We start from the raw sequence: 21,623 nt of genomic DNA, 5'->3' as shown, positions 1-21,623 counted from the left end.
TGGTTTAATGGATAGGGTTAGTCGTTGGTCAGGTTGTTCTCCACCTGCTGGCGGTCGAACTGCTCACGGTACCAGCCGTTCATATCCAGCAGCTCCTGATGGGTGCCGCGTTCGATAATCTTCCCGTTATCCAGCACGACAATCAGGTCGGCATGCTCGATAGCGGAAAGGCGGTGGGTGGAGATTAATGTTGTTTTGCCTGCCCGTTCTTCACGGATATTCTCAATAATCCTGGCTTCGGTCCGTGCGTCAACAGCGGAAAGCGCATCATCCAGAATCAGAATATCGGGATTGGCAATGAAAGCTCTTGAGATGGAGACACGCTGCTTCTGGCCCCCGGAAAGGGACACGCCGCGTTCACCCACCAGGGTATCCAGACCGTCGGACAAGGTGCCGAGATCGTTCTGGAATGCCGCTGCTGTAATTGCATTCATAATCCGCTCATCGCTGGCGCCATGGTGGCCGAACTGGATATTCTCCCGCACCGATTTGGAGAACAGGATCTGTTCCTGCGGCACATAACCCATCCAGCTGTGGAGCTGGTCAAGTGCAATCTTGTCAATCGGAACATCCGAGATGAGGATTTCGCCCCGTCCGGTCGGATACTCGTGCAGGAGCTGCTTAAGCAGTGTAGATTTACCGCTGCCCGTGCGGCCGACCACGCCGAGGGTCTGACCCTGGGTGAGCTTAAAGCTGACCCCGGTAAGGTTATCTATCGTTGAGGTCGGATAACGGAACGTGACGTCCTTCAGCTCGATGGAGGTCGGCTGCGCCACTGGTACCGGCAGGGCGGCATCCTGCACATCCGGCTTCGAATTCAGCGTTTCGTCGATCCGCTCCAGAGAAGCGCCGCCGCGCTGCATAATGTTGATCAGCTCGCCGATGGCGAACATCGGCCAGACGATCATCCCGAGGTACATATTGAAGGAGACCAGGTCGCCCAGGGTAATCTGATTGCGGAAGACCAGATAAATACCGAAAGTCAGAGCAATGACATAGCTCAGTCCCACACAGAGCCGGATGGTTGGCTCGAAGAACGAATCGACCTTGGCTACAGCCATGTTCTTGCGGTACACATCCTCCGTAATCTCCCCAAAACGCTTCTCATCAAGGCGTTCCTGCACATAGGCACGGATGACCCGAATCCCGGATACCGATTCCAGCACCTGATCGTTCATATCGCCGAAGGCATCCTGCGCCAGGCTATAGCGGTCATGAATGGCTTTGCCGTAGAAGATCATGGCGATTGCGATGAGAGGCAGCGGCAGCACAGCGGCAAGCGTCAGCTTCCAGCTGACCAGGAAACCCATGGCCAGCAGCACTACGGTAAGAAAAATCGTCGAATCGACAAGTGTAAGCATCCCGAATCCCACAGTTGCGGAGACAGCCCGGATATCGTTGGTGGCACGGGCCATCAAGTCACCGGTCCGGTTGCGTTCAAAGAACGAAGGGGTCATGGTCATCAGATGATTCATGAACCGGGAGCGCAGCAGACGCTCTACCAGGTTGGACCCTCCGAACAGCTTGTGCATCCATATGTAGGTGATCCAATAGATTATCAGCAGCATGAGTACAATCAAGCCGATATACTTCATAAGCGAGCCTGCGGTTATTGAACCGTTGACAATGTCATCAATGGCATTGCCCAGCAGACGGGGAGGCAGAAGCTCCAGTACCCCTGCGACAATCAGTAAAATAAGTCCAATAGCATAGCGTTTCTTTTCGCGGCGGAAAAACCAGCCGAGATTGCGGAGAACGGAGAACAAGGGAAATCCCTTCCTTTCGTGTTGAAATGTTGTCGGCTTGTCAGCAAATCATGTTTTGACGGTTGATTAATGAAAGTGTTAATTCGTCACAGCATACAAAAAGGCATACCATCCGGTAACGGATGATATGCCTGTAATTAACATCAGCTATCATGTCCACGGTGCTGTACTGCAGCACAGAGACATGGAGGAGAGTTGCCTGGCCTGATTTCAGAGCGGTACGCGTAACACGCTAGAGTCTCAGGAGGTTTCCACTGCCGGGGCTGCTTCGGTATTCTGTTGTGTATTACTGCCGACAATAGTGTAAAAATATACAGGTACAAGGTTAAACACCGCGCTCACCCCTTTCATTAATTTTGGTAATAACTTGAAGACGCTTCGTTATGTTCCGAGTTTATCACCCGGCCTAAAGAATTGTCAAATGTAATTTTGGATAGATTGTAAATCAGCCGGTGAATGATATCCGCTTAAATCATTTGGAATATTGCCATATTTTCAGTATGATTAGACCATACAGGAGGTGCTTAAAAAGATGGAGATGTTAATCAGCAATGAGGCCGCCGCCTGGTTCAAGCGGGAACTTGCGCTGCCGGAAGGGGCAAATATCCGTTTATTTCCCCGCTACAGCTCGGGAGGCGGACTGCATCCGGGCTTCTCGCTGGGGATTGCGAATGAACCTCCTGGCCGTCAAGCTGTACAGACGGAGCGGGCGGGAATTGTCTTTTATATGGAGGAGCAGGATCTTTGGTATATGGAGGGTTATAATCTGTCGATTGTGTATTCGGAGGCCGAGGATGATATTGACTATGTCTATGTGCCGGAAGCGGCAGCCGGGGTGCTAAAGGAATAAAGCTGTTTTCTTACATGACAAAAAGCCCTTGCCACAAGGCAGGGCTTTTTGTATGGCGCCTTTCGCGTGATGAACGGCTGACGCATTAATGCGAGCTGCGGAAGGTTTCTTCCTCCATCGCAAAGTCAAAATCGTCAATATCATACACCTGAACAGGAACTCCGCCTTCAATGATGCGCTGAATCAGCTCGAATTGATCGGTCAGAATGGGCACCTTCTCCCGCTGGGAGGCCAGGAGCAGTTCTGTTTCGATAGGATCGAATGTCTCTCCATAAGTTGCGTTATCAACACTGTTGATAATAGTGATCTGTGCGTGGCTGCCCAGCAGAATGCCGGAGCTTTTGGCCCAGGGGATGTTCAGGCAGCGGTTGATTTTCTTGGAATTCAGCGGCTCCTCGAAATAGGCTATAAGTTCGCGGATTTTGAGCTTCACATGCTGGTCATCCTCTGCATGGCTCATCAGAGGTTCGTCGCTGTCCCGCAGTTCGTATAATTCCATCACGGTAGTGTAAGGCACTATATATTCTACGGGGCTCCGCGGAACTAGAAGCTGGCCGTAAATCGCCATCATGACGGCTTCGGTCACAAATTGTCTGGACATCGTTATCCTCCTGAATTTCGGGTACCTATGGACTTAAAATTATAAAAACACTGTGGAGCGCAAATGTCAACAGTACCCAATCAACACGGTAAAGAGAAAGGATATCATATATTGTGAAGCAATGGAAATCCTATTATAGTTTTGTACGGCCTTATATGAAATGGATTGTGCTCACCCTGTTCATAGGCATGATCAAATTCAGCATTCCGCTGACTCTGCCGCTCATTTTGAAATATGTGGTCGATGATCTGCTCAACAATCCGGTCCTCTCCGTCACGGAGAGGGTGTCGAAGCTGATGATGGTACTCGGCGGCTCCCTTGTGCTGTTCGTAATCATCAGGGGACCTGTGGAGTATTACCGCCAGTATTTTGCGCAATTGATTACCAGCAGAGTGCTGTTTGACATGCGCAACAGGCTGTATGGACATCTGCAGCGGCTCTCACTCCGCTATTATCAGAATACCAAAGTCGGTGAAGCGATCTCCCGGTTTATCAATGATGTCGAGCAGAGCAAAAACCTCGTCGAAGTCGGGATGATGAACGTCTGGCTGGATATGTTCACATTGGTGTTCGCCCTGGCTTTTATGTTCTATCTGAATCCCGTGCTGGCCCTTGTATCCATTGCTGTTCTGCCGCTGTACGGCATTGCGGTGAATACGCTTTACAAGCGGCTTAAGCTGCTGACCAAAGACCGTTCCCAGGCCCTGGCGGCGATTCAAGGTTATTTGCATGAGCGGATACAGGGAATTGCGATCATCCGCAGCTTCACGATGGAGCGGGTGGACAAGAAGCAGTTCAAAGACATCAACGGCAAATTCCTGGAAAAAGCGATGGCCCAGACGCGCTGGAACGCTTTTACGTTCGCCATTATCAATACGCTGACGGACATTGCGCCGCTCTTGGTCATCGGATACGGAGGATACCAGGTCATTCACGGAAATCTGTCGCTGGGGACCTTCGTGGCCTTTTTCGGCTACCTGGACCGGATGTATGCGCCGCTCCGGCGGCTGATTAATTCCTCGACGGTGCTGACCCAGGCTTCCGCTTCGCTGGAACGGGTGATGGAACTCCTGAACGAGCCGTATGATATCATCGATGAGCCGGGTGCAAAGCCGCTGGCGGCACCGGCTGGAGCCATAGAGTTTCAGAAGGTGTGGTTCAAATACAACGACGAAAATGACTGGGTGCTCAAAAATATCGAGCTAAGTATCAGGCCGGGACAGACGGTGGCTTTTGTCGGGATGAGCGGGGGAGGGAAGTCTTCACTGATCAGCCTCATCCCGCGTTTCTATGATATTACCGAAGGCAGCCTGCGCATGGACGGTCACGATGTCAGAACGCTGACACAGGAGAGCCTGCGGCGGGCGGTGGGGATGGTGCTGCAGGACAATTTCCTGTTCAGCGGCTCGGTGCGGGACAATATTCTGTTCGGCAATCCTGAAGCGGGGGAACCGGAGATTATCGCAGCAGCCCAGGCCGCCAATGCCCATGATTTCATCATGCAGCTGCCGGACGGGTATGACACCGAGGTTGGCGAACGGGGAGTGAAGCTGTCGGGAGGACAGAAGCAGCGTGTCGCCATCGCCCGGGTCTTCCTGAAGGACCCCAAGGTGCTGATCCTCGACGAAGCCACCTCGGCGCTCGATCTGGAGTCGGAGCACTTGATTCAGCAGGCCTTGCAATCGCTGGCTTCGGAGCGGACCACATTAATCGTGGCCCACAGGCTGTCCACAATTACCCATGCTGACCAGATCGTCGTGCTGGAGCACGGAGAGATAACCGAGCGTGGCACCCATGAAGAGCTTATGGCTCTGGATGGCAGTTATGCCCGGCTGTTCAATGTGCAGCGGCTGGATGCCTGAGATTCTGGAGTCTGGTTATTTATTCTTTTCCCATTTGATCTTCTCGGCAAGGATATTGTATTTTAGTATTTGTTACAGTATACTGTAACCAATACACTTAAGTGTAACGTGTGGAGGAGAATCAAACCATAACAGGAGATGAACCAGATGGAAGTATATACTGGCAAGCAACTGGCTGATATCCTTCAGCAGGAGGATGCAGACATGAATTTGAGGACAGTCCGGTATTATACGCAGATAGGCATGCTGCCGCCCCTGGAGCTGGTGGGGAATAAAAGGGTATATACCGGCAGGCATCTGGAATATTTGCGGGCTATCCTGACTTTATCCAAAAGCGGTGAGAGCCTGGCGGATATTCAAGTGAAGCTGGAAGCGCTCTCCCCTGAGGAAATTGCCGGCCTTGGTGCCCGGCTAAAATTCTACCAGCCGCAGCATATTCTGCAGCACGAGACGCTGGTGATTAACGACGATGTGATGCTTACAGTAAGTCCGCAGATCACGCCGGAACAGAGGTCAGAGATGATTGAAGCGGTCACCCGGCTGCTGAGAGGAGAGAACAAGCTATGACCGAACAATCATTCCAGGTAGAATTCCGCTTCGCCAAGTCCTACCTTGAGCATGAGGAAGGAATCAATCATCTGTGGATCAAGCTCGAACCGCTTGCCGGGGTGAAGCTGGCAGCACTGCGGCTGCAGCTTCCTAAAGGAATTTTTTGGACTGAAGATGCGGGAGTCTACCCTATTGATGCAGACAGTCAAATTAGACTTGAGTCCTCAAATCCGCCAATCAAGCTATTGCTGGAGATGTATACGCTGCAGCCGGTTAGCCCCGGACTGGCAGAGCTTATCTTTACTGTGTCCTGCATAGCGGCGGGCGGCGTGGAACGGAGCGAATCATTTGCTGTTCCTCTAATGATCGCAGCTGAAGAAGAGGCGGAGCCGCCCTCCATGGATAATGAGATCGTCCAAAAAGTTAAAGAACGGCGTTGTAGGAAAAATCATCCTAGTGATCATGGCAACAAAGAGCCGCTTGACTGCACACCCGGAAGGATAATCCGTTACGACCCCCATTTCCGGTCGGAACTGGAGAAGCAGTACAGCATCGAGGGATAACCATACTATTTTCTAAAAAAGGTTAAAAGGCTGCCTGGCGCTTTTGGAAGCGTCCGGGCAGCCTTTTATAGTCAGCAGCAGCCTTTATCCTCTGCCGATCAGCAGAGATAGAATTCCGGCGGCAATCAGCGGCCCGACCGGAACCCCCTTGAAGAAAGCGACACCCAGTACGGTGCCGATCAGCAGCCCGGCGACAACGGTGGGCTGACTGCCCATCAGCAGAGCGCCACGGCCCCCGAGATAGGCGACCAGCATGCCGATGCCGATGGCCGCGAGCGACTTCCAGTGCAGGAAGGAGTGCCAGATGGTGTCTAATGATATTTTTCCGCTGGCCAGAGGTGTCATTACGCCGATTGTCAAGATAATGATTCCGGCTGTCAGTCCGTACTTTTCCAGCCAGGGAAATGTCTGTTGAAGTCCAAGCACACGCAGCAGCAGCAGGACGACCACCGCTATCGTGACCGGTGAATTTTTGCTGATGATGCCCAGTGCCGCAAAACCGAGCAGCAGTAAAGAGGTAATATCCATGGAGGCGGTACACTCCTTTTCTGAGATACACACAATGCTTATCATATGGACCGGACACGGAGTTTATGAAACCCGGATGCTAGTCGGCGAGACGTTTGGAAATAATATGGTCTGCGATCAGTTTGCCGTGCCCGCGCCCGGTTTCGATAAATACCTCATTGGCGTTGCGCCCGGAGGCAATGACTCCTGCGATATAAAGTCCGGGCACATTGCTCTCCATAGTGGAGGGATTGAAGGCCGGCTTCTCTTGGGTCTCGTCCATGCTTACTCCGGCTGAGGAGAGCAGCGTTCTGCTCGGCCTGAATCCTGTTAAAGCCAGTACAAAATCGTTATCCAGCTCCTTCACCTTGCCGTTCCGCCCTGTGATATGCACCGAGCCCGGTGTGATTTCAGTTACCCGTGATTCCAGATGCAGAACAATCTTGTCCTTCGCCACCATACTCTCGAAGACCGGCCGTACCCAAGGCTTGATATTCTCAGAAATACTGGCTCCCCGGTAGATCATATCCACTTCGGCACCGACCCTGAGCAGCTCCAGTGCCGCATCGACAGCGGAATTGCTGCCCCCGATGACGGTAACCTTCATCCCTGTGTACGGATGGGCTTCCCCAAAATAATGGGTGACCTTGGGAAGCTCCTCTCCCGGAATGCCAATCAGGTTCGGCTGATCGAAATAGCCAGTAGAAATAATGACGTTGGCAGCCGTGCGGGTATAAGTCTCCCCTCGTTTGTTGCGGGTATGTACAGCAAAGGTCCCGTCTTCCAGCGGCTTCACGGAGAGGGCTTCCTCATAGGCGGCAATGTCCAGCCCGTGTTGTTCGGCGGCGCGGCGGTAGTAGACGAGTGCTTCATGGCGGAAAGGTTTGTCATTCGGTGAAGTAAAAGGCACATCCCCGATTTCCAGCAGTGCGGTTGTGCTGAAAAACTGCATGTTGGTCGGATAGAGATAAATGGAATGGACAATAAAATTCTTTTCGATGATCAGGCTGGACAACCCGCGGCGCTGGCATTCAATGCCTGCGGATAGTCCGCAAGGGCCTGCACCGATAATGATGACATCTTTCATAAAACGATGAACCTCCCGAAGTATAAATTGCGTTTACTATAAAGCGTACCCTAAATATTAAATTTTCGCCATTCCTCCCGGCAATTCTGGTGAATTTGCTTGCTGTGGTTCATTGGATGGTATATAATTAGATATATATCTAAATTATTGATTTTATAAAATTTGCCTGTATTTATAGGAGAGTGACCCTATTGCAGCTTGAGAAAATTGTCAATTACCACAAGGCCTTGTCCGACCCTACGCGTCTGCGGATTCTGCTGCTGCTGTCCAAGGGGGAAGTTCACGGGCAGGCCCTGGCCGAGAAGCTGAATCTGTCGCAGCCCACGGTTACCCATCATGCCGCCAAACTGCGGGAAGCTGCGTTAATCAAAGAGCGGAGGGACAAGAACACGGTTTATTTTGCGCTGAATCCCGAGTTCATCCAGGCCGGTTCAGAGGCATCGCTGAAATTTATTTTTGCCAAGGGAGTGGAAGAGATGGAGGAAGTGTCTCCGGACGCAAGGCTGAAGGAATCCGTGCTGCGCAATTTTTTTGCCAAGGACGGCCACCTGCGGCAGATTCCCTCACAGTACAAGAAGAAGCTGATCGCATTGCAATATATGGCCGAGAAGCTGGAGCCTGGTGTGGTCTATACCGAGAAGGAAATCAATGAGTTCATCAAGCCCTTTCACGAGGATTATGCTACCATTCGCCGCGAGTTCATTATGCATCAATTCATGTACCGCGAGAACGATCACTATGAGCTGAACCCGCCGGAGTTGTGGACACATTGGGAAAATGTCAAATAATGATCTAAAATTTGGGTATTTTTTGTGACAAAAGGCGGGCAAGCTGATTAAATGTCTGATTAACGAATAAAATGGAATTGTAAGCGTTGTCTGACATATACTTCGAAAGGAGACTTTCAGTATGATATTCAAGCGCGCCAAAAAGAATACGCCCACCGTCCCTCTTACTGTTACCTTGCCGCAGATCAAACAGGCTGTAAGGCAATTTGAAGAAGATATGCCCGCTCCCATCAACCGCACGGCCCTGATTATGGAAGACAAAAGCATTGACTTAAGCCGGCTCAAACGTTACTTAGGCGGAGTGCCTGAGCAAAAGTTCTATATGTCACGCGAAACCTTTGAGATTTTTGAGGAGTCCGACAAGCTCGTGCCTTATTATCTTGACCTGGTTCAATCGGCTGTCGATAACTACATCAGCGATACCGGCAAGCTTCCGCTTGTTGAAGATGCCTGGCTGCCCGAGGTACACTACCGGCTGCTGGCCACGGAACGGTATTTGAAGGAGACGCCGCCTTTTCCATTGTATATTACTGAGGAAGAAATGATGCTTACGCACCGGCCGGAGTATTTTGAGTCCTGATTTCTGTATCTGCAGACTGTTCAGCTGAAGGAGGTGTGAGGCCTTTTTTGCGGAATGGTCTTTTCTTTGCGTGTTCCCCCATAGTACAATGGATTTCTGACTGGATACGGAATGAAATTCAGGTATAAGGGGAACTTGGAATGAAAGAAGTACAAGCTTTGCTGTTCGATCTGGACAACACATTAATGGACCGCGACCATACTTTCCGCAGCTTCAGCAGGAAGTTCGTACAGGATTTCCTCGGGCATATGGGCCCGGAAGAGGCGGAGCGCACCGTAGAGGATATTATCGTCAGAGATGCGGACGGATACCGTGATAAGGATGGCTTTTTTGCCGAACTGAGCGATGTGCTGCCCTGGAAGAAAAAAGTGACCGCTGCGGATATTCGGGCTTATTATGACAGAACATATATCACCCATGGAGCGCTTATGAAGCATGCCGTAGAGATGCTGGAATACTGCCGGGAGCGCGGCTATACGCTCGGACTGGTCACAAACGGCAAGAAGGATATCCAGTATGGCAAAATCGATCTGCTTAAGCTCCGGGGTTACTTCAAGGCCATCGTCATCTCCGGAGAGGCCGGGATCAGTAAGCCGGATCCGGAGATCTACCGCTTTGCCCTTGAGTGTCTCGGGACGAAGGCAGAGGAAACATTGTTCATCGGAGATCATCCGGTAAATGATATCTGGGGTGCAGCCAAGGCAGGGATGGAGACGATATGGCTGAAGCGCAACCATCCGTGGGATGAGAAGCTGGATGCACATCCGTGGAAAACCATTCAAGAGCTGGATGAGCTGAAGTCTATTTTATAGACGGATGAGATTTGCAGGTTGACAAAATAATGCAGCTCCGTTTATCATTACACCATATTAGTTCGGAAGGAGACGATGTTATATGTCAGTTTATACGGTTATTTCGTTATCGTTGAATACTGCTTGTGATACGTGTCTTCCGGGAACAGCGGCTGCAGTGTAGGAATTGCAGCTTAGCGGGCCAGCTCTATGTTGCCTTTTAGAGCCGCCGGGAACCGTATCGGTTCCGGCGGCTTTTTTGCGTGTGCATACAGCACTTAGGTATGGCTGTACCTGTGCACGCACGGAAATTACCGGCCTGTCCCGCCATGGGGAAGAGGCCGTACTTTTCGTATATGTTCTGTAAGCTTTTCTTTTGCCTGTGGCTGAAGAGAGGCTCTGCAGGGATGCCGCCGGAATGGAATTCCGGCGGCTTTTTGTGTTCCGGGAAATGCGTGAAGCAGAAGCAGAATCAGAATCAGAATCAGAATCAGAATCAGACAGGTTGTAATGCGGAAATTTCAAAAAGTTAAACCATTCAGGAGGCAATAATGACAATAGAACAATACGGCTGGAATAAGAATTGGCAAAGCAAGTGGAATGAAAGGATAACAGGGAATGAGGGGAAGGGGTATGTTCCGGGAAGAATCGTGGGCGACTTTGGCAGCAAATACCGGGTCATGGCGGAGAACGGGGAGACATGGGGGAACTGGCCGGCAAACTCAGACATTCGCTGACAGACTCCGGAGAATACCCGGCTGTCGGGGACTGGGTGGTTCTGGCGCTGCAGGATGGCGGGGAGCATGCGGTCATTCACGGTGTCCTGCCCCGGCACAGCGTGATTTCACGAAAGGTTGCCGGAAATACTCTGGAGGAGCAGATTGTTGCCTCCAATGTGGATACATTATTTCTGGTCAGCGCCCTTAATGATGATTTCAATGTCCGGCGGATGGAGCGGTATCTGATCATGGCGTGGAACAGCGGGGCCAATCCGGTGATTTTGTTAACCAAATCCGATTTGTGCCCGGATGCCGAGCATAAAATCGCCGAGATGGAGCGGGTGGCACCCGGTGTAGCCATCCATGCGGTCAGCGCGCTCTTGGGCGACGGGCGGGAAGAGCTGCTGCCGTATATCGGCATAAGGCAGACCGTAGCCCTTACCGGTTCCTCAGGCTGCGGCAAATCAACGATGGTCAATTGGCTCAGTGGCCAGGCTATTCAGCTAACCCAGGATGTAAGAGAGGATGACAGCCGGGGCAGGCATACGACTACCCACCGGGAACTGTTTGTTCTGCCGGATGGCGGCATCATTGTGGACACTCCGGGAATGCGCGAGCTGCAGTTATGGGAGGATGAAGGCGGACTTGATCTTGCTTTCGGCGACATCACCAGATTGGCAGCCGAATGCCGTTTCGGTGATTGCAGGCATGAACATGAAGAAGGCTGCGCTGTACTTGAGGCTGTGGCCAGCGGGGAGCTGGAGGAGAAACGGCTCTTGAATTACCGGAAAACCCAGCGGGAACTGCAGTATCAGAGCAGCAAAGAGGTGAAGCAAAAGCGGAAAACTGCTGCTGCAACAAAATCTGCGGGCTCACGTACCCGTAACTCTAACTGGCGGCATGAGCTGGACGAATATTGAGGAAAATCGAAAGGGACACTCTGCAGCCTATAACAGCTGCAGGGTGTCCCTTATCTTGCGTCCGGCGAAGCTTCTTGAAGAAGCACTCTGCCAAACTATATATAAATAAAAGTCCGGCTGATGTAAAAAGGAGATGTCTGTAAAAAGTGCGGATGTCTAAAAAAGAACCGGACTTTTAACGCTTCTGGCCATTTAGAACGATGCAGCGGCAGTTTTAGCCAGTTCCAGGCCTTTGGCGATAATTTCTGCAGATTGCTGCGGATTCTGGTTGTGTCCTTCGATAATGACCTGAGTCGTTTCTTTGAAGCCCCAGAAGTTCAACATGCCTGCCACATAGTTAACAGCCATTTCTGCACTGGCAGCCGGTCCTTCGGAATAAACGCCGCCTCTGGCATTCAGAATCATTGCTTTTTTGTCAGTTACCAGTCCAACCGGACCTTCAGCAGTGTACTTAAATGTAACGCCTGCCTGGCTCAAGTAATCGATGTAGGTATGCAGTACAGCCGGAACAGTCATGTTCCACAGCGGGAAAGCAAAGACTACTTTGTCAGCGGCCAGGAATTGATCCACATATTTCTTCACTGTAGCAGCGCCTGCAGCCTCTTCAGGAGTAGCTTCGTACCCTTGAGCAGCTTTGTAAATCCCGGTAATCAATGTGTTGTCATAGTAAGGAAGCTGTTCAGCGAACAAATCAAGTTCTGTAATTTCATCTTGCGGATGAGTTTCCTTGTAGCTTGCCAGGAAGGTGTTGTAAAGCTGCACACTCACTGCTTGATCTGCCGGGCGGTTGTTAGCCTTAACGAAAAGTACTTTTGACATTATGATTTCTCCTTAAGTATCTAATATTTATTAACTATATTTAATATAGCATTTAATTATTTGTTTGTAAATATCCGTCGGATAAAAAAATTATCCGCTCGACACCAATGCGCTTTTCTTTGCGCAGCTACCATATCTCCGGGCAGTGGGCAGCTATTTTACTTTGAAAGGTCAAGATGTAGTACCGCAGGTTTCGCACGGTTATTTTTGTGTTTTTGGCCCGGGTTTAAGGTCGCAGGGACCCGGTTATATAGGTGTTACAAGGAATAAGGAAAGGATTTCCTCTCCGTTCCGGCTGTAACAGAATCCAATAACAAAGGAGCGAGTGACATGTCCATTGACCGGTTCATCATTAAAAAATTGGACAGCTGTCAGGAAGAGCATACCCGGCGAAATCTGGTAAAGCTGTTCAAGCTGCGGATTCAAAAGGCGGAAAAGCAAGAGAATAAAACCCCTGAGCGAATCAGCTAACCAGCCAGTTAGTGAAGCGGGCATTCGGCAATATATATAATGGGGCATTTTCCTTATGTAAGGGAGGTGCTCTTTTTCCTGTGCAAAAAAATATCCCTCTATTAATAGAGGGATAACGCCAATGAATCATTTTCACTGTAACTGTGCAATATAGCTTCAGAGCCTTTAATTTCGATACTGATCAGAGAATTCAAACATTTCTGCAGGGCGCTTTTGCCCTTTTGAATTTTAAGTTCCAGCGTGTTGTTTAGCAATCGAAGCACTTTTTGTGTAGGCTGTTTATTTTCTGTAGTGAAGTACACAGGTACAATCTTGTTCTGAAATGTGATGAGCATTCTCATTTGAAATCACCTCGCTACAAGTATTTCATGATATAGATCATACCCTTACTTTCTTAATTTTACCTTAAAATTAGCTTATGATAACATAAAGATTACAAGTTTTATAGCTTGAAGCCTTTCCGGGAAGGAAACCTTGATGTGAATAACAATGATAAGTTATATTTAGCGCATTTTCTGTTCCCTGAAACATCAGGTAATGAAAAAGTTGAAGGGGTGCTGCAAAGAGCAGCCTCTGCGGACAGAATTTGCAGGTTGAAATTCAGCGAAGGGGAATATACGCAGGATTTATGTCTGCAGGTTTTTAAAGATACAATACTGTTATCCCACCTGATAGATACGGATGCCTCCGACTGTGAACTGAAGACACCGGAAGAGATCAAGCGTGCGTCCTTTTATCTGCTGAATTGCTTTCAGCTTACATACAGCACCCTTTCGGATTCACCTGCATTGCTGATGTCCAGACGCAAGTATGAAGAGCTACGGGAGCAGTCAGACGCTTATACTTTATACGTGTTGACTGAACGGCTGACAGCCGAGACGGGAGATGTTGTAAATTCCCCACAGCTGGCCAGCGTGATGAAGAGCCCGACTGCAGAGGGAGAGCTTAAGCTATGTTCCTTGCATGAGGGTATCTGGTCTTTTCAGCGCGCCTTGTATATGGAGAACAATTCCGGGGGCTGGCTGGTGCGCGTCAGCGGCAGGCCGGCAGAAGACTGGATGATCGCGGTGCCGCTGACCAGACCTCAGCTATGCTCTATCTTTTATAAATGGCTGCTGCAGCCCATAGAGGTATCTAATGGAGAATAACCGTTGAACAAGGTGGAAGTGTGGGTTCGCCTTGATTCATGGAGGCCTTTTTATGTAAGCGCTTTATAGTTGCGCATCTCAGGCTGGATATGAGTATGGTGCGCTGCACTTCATGTCAGTTAACCAATCTTTAGGCAGAAGCATATGCTTTAAGCAAGGGCGAAGACCCGGGAAGAAAGGAGAATGAAGGATGAATCTCAGGAAAAAAATCTCGCTGCCGCTCATGATCCTCACCATGTGCCTGTCTGTCCTTGCCGGTTGCGGCAGTGACTCGGCTGCGGTGAAGGTGAAGATCGGCGAAGTCACCCGTTCGGTCTTTTATGCGCCTGAATATGTGGCATTATCCCAGAATTTTTTCAAGGATGAAGGGCTGGAGGCAGAGCTGCAGACGATCCCAGGCGGAGACAAAACGATGACGGCTCTGCTCTCCGGGGCCATTGATGTGGCGCTTGTGGGATCGGAAACTTCAATTTACGTGTACCAGCAGGGGGCAGATGATCCTGTCATCAATTTCGCCCAGCTGACCCAGCGTGACGGCACATTCCTGTTCGCGCGGAAGGCGGATGCGGATTTCAACTGGGACAAATTGAAGGGGAGCACCTTCCTCGGGCAAAGAAAAGGCGGTATGCCGCAGATGGCCGGCGCTTTTACCCTGCTGCAGAAAGGCATTGATGCCGGAAAGGATCTTACGCTGATTCAGAATATTGATTTTGCCAACATTGCCGGTGCTTTTGCCTCCGGGACGGGGGATTATGTGCAGCTTTTCGAACCCACAGCCTCCATCTTTGAGCGTGAACAGCGCGGTAGTGTTGTAGCATCTTTTGGCGTGGAAAGCGGCTATCTGCCTTATACGGTGTTTATGTCCAAACAAAGCTATATCAGCAAAAACGGGGATACGGTACAAAAATTCACCAATGCCATCCAGCGCGCCCAGGTTTGGGTGAAGGAGCACAGCCCGGAGGAGATTGCCGATGCAATCCTGCCTTATTTTGAGAATACCGACCGGGATATTGTGATCTCTTCGGTTAAGCGCTACAAAGAGCAGGACACCTATGCAGTAAATCCGGTCATTGACGGCAAAGAATGGAACAATCTGCTGGATGTTATGGATAACGCCGGTGAATTAAAGGCCCGTGTTCCGGAAGCCAAAATCGTCGACAACAGCTTTGCCGAGAAAGCAGAAGCCAGCGTGAAATGAGCGGATACCTGCAGTAGAGTTATGCTCCATAAAACTTAAGCAAATGCTTCCGAAGCGAAAGCTTATAAAACTTAAGCAGATGCTTCCGAAGCGAGTTTTATGACGAAGAGAATCAAGAAGTTATGCTCCATAAAACTTTTAGGAGGGGCGATATGCTTCCCATTGTGCAGCTAAAGGAAGTGACGCATGCCTATCTGGGGGACCGCGAGGCGTCGCTTGCCGTCGAGAATTTCAGCCTTTACGTGGAAGCCGGAGAGTTCGTCAGTCTGGTCGGCCCCAGCGGCTGTGGTAAAACCACACTCCTGTCGATCATCGCCGGACTTCTGCAGCCCTCGCGCGGAGAGGTGTTCGTGAGCGGGCATGCGGTCAGCGGCCCTTCGCCTGAGGTGGGCTACATGCTGCAGCAGGATTATCTTTTTCCGTGGCGGACGATTCTGGATAATGCCCTGCTCGGGCTGGAGCTCACTGGACGTCTGAACGAAAGCTCGCGGCAGAAAACCATCGGGCTGCTGGGTGAGATGGGTCTGGCCGGCAAAGAGCATGCCTACCCGGCACAGTTGTCCGGGGGCATGCGCCAGCGGGTGGCGCTGGTGCGGACACTATCCACAGATCCGGGCCTGCTGCTGCTGGATGAGCCTTTCTCAGCGCTGGATTACCAAATCAAGCTTCAGCTTGAGGATCTGGTGTCGGAGACGCTGCGCAGACGCGGCACAACGGCAATTCTTGTTACCCATGATCTGTCCGAGGCCATTGCTGTCAGCAGCCGGGTGATTTTGCTGCAGCCGAATCCCGGAAAGATCCGGAAAATATTTACCGTGCCCGAAGCGATCCGGAGCACACCTCCGCTATACGCGCGGGACTTGCCGGGGTTTGCGGAGCTTTTCCATGAGGTGTGGAAGGAAATGGAGCTGGCAGGGAGGGGGGAGTTGTGAAGTCGGTTGAACAAATTGAAACCGCAGCCTCGCGTGCGCTGTGGCTGGAAGAGAAGCATAGTGAACACCAGAAGAAAAAACGGCGCTGGCACAACCGGGTAACCGCTGTCCGCGGCAGTTTGCTGGTACTGTTCTTTGCGCTCTGGGAGGCCGGAGCCCGGCTGGGCTGGATCGATAAGCTGCTGTTCAGTTATCCCACCAAGGTCTTCGGGCAAATTTGGGGCGATATAGCCAGCGGCAGCCTGTGGCCGCATCTGGGCATGACGGTTGCGGAAACGGTTGTGGGTTTTCTGCTCGGGACACTGCTTGGCACACTTCTTGCCATTGTCATCTGGTGGTCGCCGTTTTTGTCTGCAGTGCTTGATCCGTATATGGTCGTCTTTAACAGTATGCCGAAGGTGGCGCTGGGACCTATTTTCATTGTGATGTTCGGTGCGGGCTTTACGGCGATTGTGGTGACGACGCTGTCCATCACGGTGATTATAACCACCCTGGTAGTGTACAACAGCTTTTGCAATGTTGATCCGAATTTGGTGAAAGTGGCAAGGTCGTTCGGAGCTTCACGGGTGCAGGTATTCAACAAGGTAATACTGCCTTCTTCTTTTCCCACTGTTGTTTCCACGCTGAAGGTCAATGTAGGCATGTCATGGGTAGGTGTGATTGTAGGCGAATTTTTGGCGGCCAAATCGGGGCTTGGGTATCTGATCATTTACGGCTTTCAGGTGTTCAACTTTACACTGGTGATGTCCAGTCTGCTGATTATTGCGGCTGTGGCTACAGCTATGTATCAACTGGTGGTTTATGTGGAAAAGCTGATTTTGTCGCGGCGGTGAGAAATATGTCATATTGTGCCGATCCGCAAAATCTTGTACCATGTCTATATCTTTACCTGAAAACTATATAGACAACATTATAAGCCTGCTATTCCAACTGGTGAATCGGATGAAGCCCCCAGAGGAGACAGGACTTATCAAGCTCGCAAGGAGAGGTATTACATGGGATTTCGAGTTATCAAAACGGCGGCTGCGACTCTGTTGTCGATCCTGCTGGCAGCCGCTGTGGGCATTCCCAACGCGCAAAGTGCGGGTCTGCTCGCGATTCTGGGGGTGGAAACCACACGAAAAAGGAGTCTGCGCACCATCACGGCGCGTTTTCTGGCCTCCCTTGTAGGACTTTTTTTCGGCTGCATTTTGTTTTTCTTCCTTGGATTTCATTATTGGGTGCTGGGCCTGTATGTGCTGGTCGGATTTCCCATGATTGTGAAATCGGGCTACAAGGAAGGAATCGTGACCAGTTCCGTTATTGTTTTCCGGGTTTTTGGACAAGCCGAGCTGTCTGTACATGTTCTGCTGCAGCAGATAGAGCTATTGTTCGTAGGCCTGGGATCGGCCGGACTGGTCAATCTGATCTATATGCCGCAGACCGGCGGCGTTATTGCTGGAATCCGCAAAGAAGTGGACGGTTATTTTTCGGTGATATTTACGCAAATGGCGCGTACGCTGCGTGATCCCGGGTATCTCTGGGACGGCAAGGAGCTAATTGGCGCAGGAGAGGCGGTCCAGCGTGGACTTACGGCTGCCTCCAGGGAAATGGAGAACCATGTCATTCATCCGGATGAGGCTTGGAATGTGTATTTTTACATGCGCAAGGAACAGCTGGAATCGATCCAGAACATGATGCAGCTCCTCTCGCAGGTCTACCGCCAGCTCCCTCACGGGGACATGGTTGCGGATTTGTTCGATCAGCTGAGCAATGATGTGCTGGCTGAAGAATATACCGGCCGGACAGAAAAACTGCTTGATGGGCTGGAAAAGGAATTTCAGGGGATGGAGCTGCCGGAAACCCGCGAGGAATTCGAGGTCCGTTCAGCTATTTTGCAGCTATGCCGCGAGCTCTCGTTATATCTCAACATAGCCAAGAGATATAAGATGCCGGTCGATATCAAACCGGTAAAACGGCCTTTGCCGGCAAAAGGAAATACACGTGTCTAGAAAGAATTTAGGCGATGATGGCAAGAAGGAAGAATTAGGTATTCATCTTTTGGTATGAAATTACGATAAGAGATATATGACAAAATGTGAGTGTTTGTTTTGTGCTGCGTTCATATAGGCTTAAGGAAACCAGGATATACTATATTATCAATGAATGGTTCGGCACATATTCCAATTACAGCAGCTAATTCACGGGGTGTGAATTCTGCACTGGCAGGTGACGAAGGTGAACAACGGCAATGAACAATATATCGGCAAACAGCTAGTAGACAACCTCTTTAATCACAATGGCGTATTTGTACTGCCCGCAATGACGCTTCTGAGCTCGGAGCATGTCCGGTTAATCACCCAGCACCGGATTATCCTTCAGCCCCATGATGTCATTCAATTAGACAGCGAAGCATTCTATCAGCTGGCCGTGGATGATTGTACGGCAGCTATGGAGAATATTTTTGATCAGCTGCGCTATACCAAGAGCAAGCGGCTGCCGATGCTTGAGCTCAAAAATGAAGTTATTCCTTTTATCCAGCAAGTAAGCGAGAAGAATGACTTCTTCGGAATCCTGGCTGCACTGCAGACCAAAGATGATTATACATACAGGCATAACGTTGCTGTAGGCATATTATCAACACTTCTGGGCAAGTGGCTTAAGCTGGACCGGGAAGAGCTGGGCATGCTGACCATTGCTGCAACCCTTCATGATATCGGGAAAATTATGATTCCGGCCGAAATTTTAACCAAGCCGGGGCCGCTGACGGATGAAGAATTTGATATCATGAAAAAGCACACGACGCATGGCTACGAGCTGGTCAGAGATACACCGGGCACGACGCATATGCAGGCGCTTGTCGCGCTGCAGCATCATGAACGAATGGACGGGAGCGGTTATCCGTTCGGAGTACTGGGACACCGGATTACGGACTTCAGCAAAATAGTAGCCGTTACGGATATTTTTCATGCGATGACTTCAGACCGGTTCTACAGCGAGGCGGCGCCGCTCTATGAAGTTCTGACTCAGATGGAGGACTACTCCTTCGGGAAGCTTGATCCTTATATTTGCGGTGTTTTTATTAGTAAGCTTATGCAGTCAATGATAGGCAACGAGGTGCTGTTAACAGACGGACGGATGGGCAAAATCATCATGATTCTGGCGCATGATCCGCTTCGTCCTTTGGTGAACATCGGGGAGGATTTCATCGATCTCAGCAAGAACAGACATCTTGGGATTGTGCGTGTAATCCCGCAATAGCCCTGAACAGCAGCAGCCCCTGTAGAGGATTGAAGTGCACCCCTTAGAATAGACATTGGAATAAACCCCTGGTTTATCCGATGAATTCTAGGGGGTGCATTTTTTATGCCAGCGATTAAAGGAAAGAAGTCTAAAACGTATTCTTATGAAACAAAGCTGGAGGCAATACGTCTTCATATGGTCGAAGGTTGGACCTATCGTAAAATTATGGAGAAGTTCGAAATTACAGACAGACATCGGTTGAAAACATGGATGAGGAAATACCGGGAACTGGGAGAGTTCGGACTTGTGGACCAGCGAGGACGGCGAGAACAATATGTCGATCAAGAAAGACAGGTCAAATGGCTCAAACAGGAGAACGAAATGCTAAAAAAGTGCTTGGAAATCTGGATGCAGGAGATGAAACAGAGCGGTATGTAACGATTGAGAGAGCCTCAAGTGAATATCCGGTTCGTCATTTGTGCAAAGTGTTTGGGGTCTCCAGAAGCGGATATTACGCCTTTCTAAAGCGCAAAGCATTCGATCGGGACCGAGAAGATAGAGAACTTGTGAAGAAGGTTTACGAGCACTACAACGGAGTTTACGGATACCGACAGATCCAGTTATTCTTGCTGCAGGATCATGGAGTCTGGATGAATCATAAGAAGGTGCTACGGCTCATGCAGGTACTTGGAATCCGGTCACGAATAAGGCGAAAACATCGCTGTAATTACGCATCTTCGGACGGAGGGCGAGTCGCTAAAAACTTACTGAAGCGAGATTTCAAGGCGGATGCTCCTAACCAAAAATGGGTTACCGATGTGACTCAATACCGGGTGGGAGAATCGTGGCTCTATCTTTCTGCGGTGAAAGATTTGTTTAACAATGAAATTGTAGCCTACCACATGAGTCAGAAAAATGACAATCCACTGGTTCTACAGACCTTTGAGAAAGCCTTTAACAAGACAAAAGACGTGACCGGACTGATCGTTCACAGCGACCAGGGATTCCAATACACGTCTCATGCATACCATGACATGCTGCCAAAGGTTGGCGCCCGAATCAGCATGTCCCGCCGAGGAAATTGTTATGACAATGCCTCCATGGAGAGCTTCTTCTCGCATCTCAAAACGGAAGGGCTCTACCCTTATGATATCCGAAATCTGGACGAGGCACAAAGACGAATTGAAGCCTATATTCAATTTTACAACCAGTATCGACCGCAACGAAGACTAAATAAGCTGCCTCCGGTGGAGTACCGGAAGCAGCTTACAGCCTAGGGTCTTTTTTCAGTGTCTACAAAATAGGGGCTTGACCAGGATCTACAGGGGTTTTTTTTGCGATAGGATTAACTGATCTATTCATATCCGGGGAAATTTCACAATAAAATGAACTATGACTCTTGTTAAAAAAGCTCCGCTGAGGGCTTACCCAAATTTATTTCTACTCTAACAATCAACAAATGCCCAGAACGTGCATACACTTGATAGTGAATGATTGTATGGAGGAGGTTCAAAGATGTCATTAAGCCATAAACGTCAAACAAGGGAGATCATTACGAAGGCAATTTGCGGCAAAGGTCGTAAGTTCTCTACAGCAACCCATACCGTGACTCCGCCACACCATCCGACGAGTATTCTGGGGGCTTGGATTATCAACCACCAGTACGAAGCGGTTGCCGCCGGGAACGGAATCGAAGTAATCGGTACTTACGATGTAAACATCTGGTACTCGTACGACAAAAACAAGCAGACGGAGGTTGCCAAGGAAACGGTCTCCTATGTGGAGCTCATTCCGCTGTCGTACCTGGACCCGAGACACCGTGCCGCCACGGTTGAGGTCTCTGCGGAGGCAACGCAGGAACCCAACTGTGTGGAAGCAGGCGTCTCTCCGGGCGGGGGCAGTGTGACGCTTCGGGTGGAACGGGAATTCGAGGCGGAATTGGTGGCTGAGACCAAGGTCCGCGTGTATGTCACCGATCAAAGCGATGATCCGGAAGACAAGGATTATGATTTTGATGGGGAAAGCTTCGATTATGATGATCTGGACCCTGACGCCCTGGATGATGAGCTGTAAGGAAGAGCATCGCCGCCGCCAACTGATATCGGGTGGGTTTTAATCCATTATATGTAGTAGGGGCGGCGGTGAAGAGGGCGAATGCCCTCCTTTTTTATTTTTTTTATTTTTCCGCCAGGGGCAGCGGTGCAATGAAAAGGAAGGTGCTGCCCTGCCCGCGGTAAGAATCCGGGAGGA

At 50.2% G+C, this 21,623-nt stretch carries 23 protein-coding genes and 1 pseudogene; 18 read left to right on the top strand and 6 right to left on the bottom strand.

Annotation, left to right across the window (positions count from 1 at the left end; translation table 11 throughout):
• Positions 1-17 precede the first annotated feature (17 nt).
• Positions 18-1,766, bottom strand: coding sequence for an ABC transporter ATP-binding protein (locus JI735_RS26500; protein ID WP_039834990.1), 1,749 nt, complete (start codon positions 1,764-1,766; stop codon positions 18-20).
• Between the two features lie 532 nt (positions 1,767-2,298).
• Here JI735_RS26500 and JI735_RS26495 point away from each other — a divergent pair.
• Positions 2,299-2,616: a HesB/YadR/YfhF family protein gene (locus JI735_RS26495; RefSeq protein WP_039834991.1), complete on the top strand. Its 318-nt coding sequence runs from the start codon at positions 2,299-2,301 to the stop codon at positions 2,614-2,616.
• Positions 2,617-2,701: 85 nt separating this feature from the next.
• Here JI735_RS26495 and JI735_RS26490 read toward each other — a convergent pair whose 3' ends face one another.
• A complete protein-coding gene (locus JI735_RS26490; RefSeq protein ID WP_020430793.1) occupies positions 2,702-3,217 on the bottom strand; it encodes a hypothetical protein in 516 nt (171 codons plus the stop codon).
• Positions 3,218-3,330: 113 nt separating this feature from the next.
• Between JI735_RS26490 and JI735_RS26485 the strand changes: the two genes are divergently transcribed.
• The 3 genes from JI735_RS26485 to JI735_RS26475 all read left to right on the top strand — a co-directional run bounded on the left by JI735_RS26485 (position 3,331) and on the right by JI735_RS26475 (position 6,191).
• Positions 3,331-5,079, top strand: a complete 1,749-nt coding sequence (locus JI735_RS26485; RefSeq protein ID WP_039834992.1) for an ABC transporter ATP-binding protein — start codon at positions 3,331-3,333, stop codon at positions 5,077-5,079.
• A gap of 147 nt (positions 5,080-5,226) precedes the next feature.
• On the top strand, positions 5,227-5,646 hold the full coding sequence (locus JI735_RS26480; protein WP_039834993.1) for a MerR family transcriptional regulator: 420 nt from the start codon (positions 5,227-5,229) through the stop codon (positions 5,644-5,646).
• The gene (locus JI735_RS26475) at positions 5,643-6,191 is read left to right on the top strand and encodes a hypothetical protein (RefSeq protein WP_039834994.1); all 549 of its coding nucleotides are present in this window, start codon (positions 5,643-5,645) and stop codon (positions 6,189-6,191) included. The genes JI735_RS26480 and JI735_RS26475 overlap by 4 nt, the downstream gene beginning before the upstream one ends.
• A gap of 84 nt (positions 6,192-6,275) precedes the next feature.
• On the opposite strand, the gene JI735_RS26470 is transcribed toward JI735_RS26475, so the two are convergent.
• Both JI735_RS26470 and JI735_RS26465 read right to left on the bottom strand, forming a co-directional pair.
• Positions 6,276-6,719: a DUF441 domain-containing protein gene (locus tag JI735_RS26470; protein WP_020430788.1), complete on the bottom strand. Its 444-nt coding sequence runs from the start codon at positions 6,717-6,719 to the stop codon at positions 6,276-6,278.
• 79 nt (positions 6,720-6,798) lie between these two features.
• Entirely contained in the window at positions 6,799-7,785 is a 987-nt protein-coding gene (locus JI735_RS26465; protein WP_039834995.1) for a YpdA family putative bacillithiol disulfide reductase, read from the bottom strand.
• A 191-nt stretch (positions 7,786-7,976) separates the two neighbouring features.
• Between JI735_RS26465 and JI735_RS26460 the strand changes: the two genes are divergently transcribed.
• From JI735_RS26460 to rsgA, 4 genes and pseudogenes are all read left to right on the top strand, one after another.
• Positions 7,977-8,573 (top strand): DUF2087 domain-containing protein, encoded by a 597-nt coding sequence (locus tag JI735_RS26460; protein WP_039834996.1) that lies wholly within the window; start codon positions 7,977-7,979, stop codon positions 8,571-8,573.
• Positions 8,574-8,694: 121 nt separating this feature from the next.
• Positions 8,695-9,153, top strand: coding sequence for a DUF3939 domain-containing protein (locus tag JI735_RS26455; protein WP_039834997.1), 459 nt, complete (start codon positions 8,695-8,697; stop codon positions 9,151-9,153).
• Between the two features lie 140 nt (positions 9,154-9,293).
• Entirely contained in the window at positions 9,294-9,965 is a 672-nt protein-coding gene (locus JI735_RS26450; protein ID WP_039834998.1) for an HAD family hydrolase, read from the top strand.
• 530 nt (positions 9,966-10,495) lie between these two features.
• A pseudogene (gene rsgA / locus JI735_RS26445) lies at positions 10,496-11,583 on the top strand (ribosome small subunit-dependent GTPase A).
• 192 nt (positions 11,584-11,775) lie between these two features.
• Here rsgA and JI735_RS26440 read toward each other — a convergent pair.
• On the bottom strand, positions 11,776-12,402 hold the full coding sequence (locus JI735_RS26440) for an FMN-dependent NADH-azoreductase (RefSeq protein WP_039835000.1): 627 nt from the start codon (positions 12,400-12,402) through the stop codon (positions 11,776-11,778).
• A gap of 330 nt (positions 12,403-12,732) precedes the next feature.
• Here JI735_RS26440 and JI735_RS26435 point away from each other — a divergent pair, with 330 nt between their 5' ends.
• A complete protein-coding gene (locus tag JI735_RS26435) occupies positions 12,733-12,873 on the top strand; it encodes a hypothetical protein (RefSeq protein WP_020430780.1) in 141 nt (46 codons plus the stop codon).
• Between the two features lie 101 nt (positions 12,874-12,974).
• Here the strand turns inward: JI735_RS26435 and JI735_RS26430 are convergent, their stop codons facing one another.
• Positions 12,975-13,214, bottom strand: coding sequence for a hypothetical protein (locus tag JI735_RS26430; protein ID WP_039835001.1), 240 nt, complete (start codon positions 13,212-13,214; stop codon positions 12,975-12,977).
• Between the two features lie 138 nt (positions 13,215-13,352).
• Here JI735_RS26430 and JI735_RS26425 point away from each other — a divergent pair, with 138 nt between their 5' ends.
• The 9 genes from JI735_RS26425 (at position 13,353) to JI735_RS26385 (ending at position 21,446) form a co-directional block, all read left to right on the top strand.
• The gene (locus tag JI735_RS26425) at positions 13,353-14,021 is read left to right on the top strand and encodes a hypothetical protein (protein WP_039835002.1); all 669 of its coding nucleotides are present in this window, start codon (positions 13,353-13,355) and stop codon (positions 14,019-14,021) included.
• A gap of 190 nt (positions 14,022-14,211) precedes the next feature.
• Positions 14,212-15,219 carry an ABC transporter substrate-binding protein gene (locus JI735_RS26420; RefSeq protein WP_039835003.1) on the top strand — a complete coding sequence of 336 codons (1,008 nt, stop codon included), beginning with the start codon at positions 14,212-14,214 and terminating at the stop codon, positions 15,217-15,219.
• A gap of 152 nt (positions 15,220-15,371) precedes the next feature.
• Positions 15,372-16,151 carry an ABC transporter ATP-binding protein gene (locus JI735_RS26415; protein ID WP_202676593.1) on the top strand — a complete coding sequence of 260 codons (780 nt, stop codon included), beginning with the start codon at positions 15,372-15,374 and terminating at the stop codon, positions 16,149-16,151.
• Positions 16,148-16,984 (top strand): ABC transporter permease, encoded by an 837-nt coding sequence (locus JI735_RS26410; RefSeq protein ID WP_039835007.1) that lies wholly within the window; start codon positions 16,148-16,150, stop codon positions 16,982-16,984. Before JI735_RS26415 ends, JI735_RS26410 begins: the two co-directional genes overlap by 4 nt.
• Positions 16,985-17,146: 162 nt before the next feature.
• Positions 17,147-18,142, top strand: a complete 996-nt coding sequence (locus JI735_RS26405; RefSeq protein ID WP_202676592.1) for an aromatic acid exporter family protein — start codon at positions 17,147-17,149, stop codon at positions 18,140-18,142.
• 217 nt (positions 18,143-18,359) lie between these two features.
• Positions 18,360-19,391: an HD-GYP domain-containing protein gene (locus JI735_RS26400; RefSeq protein WP_233183491.1), complete on the top strand. Its 1,032-nt coding sequence runs from the start codon at positions 18,360-18,362 to the stop codon at positions 19,389-19,391.
• A gap of 105 nt (positions 19,392-19,496) precedes the next feature.
• The gene (locus JI735_RS26395) at positions 19,497-19,811 is read left to right on the top strand and encodes a helix-turn-helix domain-containing protein (protein WP_039832618.1); all 315 of its coding nucleotides are present in this window, start codon (positions 19,497-19,499) and stop codon (positions 19,809-19,811) included.
• Complete coding sequence (locus JI735_RS26390) at positions 19,733-20,650, top strand: IS3 family transposase (protein WP_233181315.1); 918 nt, start codon at positions 19,733-19,735, stop codon at positions 20,648-20,650. Before JI735_RS26395 ends, JI735_RS26390 begins: the two co-directional genes overlap by 79 nt.
• A gap of 238 nt (positions 20,651-20,888) precedes the next feature.
• Complete coding sequence (locus JI735_RS26385) at positions 20,889-21,446, top strand: outer spore coat protein CotE (RefSeq protein WP_020430772.1); 558 nt, start codon at positions 20,889-20,891, stop codon at positions 21,444-21,446.
• The last annotated feature ends 177 nt before the right edge of the window (positions 21,447-21,623 follow it).

The sequence above is a fragment of the Paenibacillus sonchi genome, assembly GCF_016772475.1.
GTDB classification, from domain to species: Bacteria; Bacillota; Bacilli; order Paenibacillales; family Paenibacillaceae; genus Paenibacillus_AQ; species Paenibacillus_AQ sonchi.
Note: the sequence above shows the minus strand (reverse complement) of the source record. Positions and strands in the feature narration are given on the sequence as shown.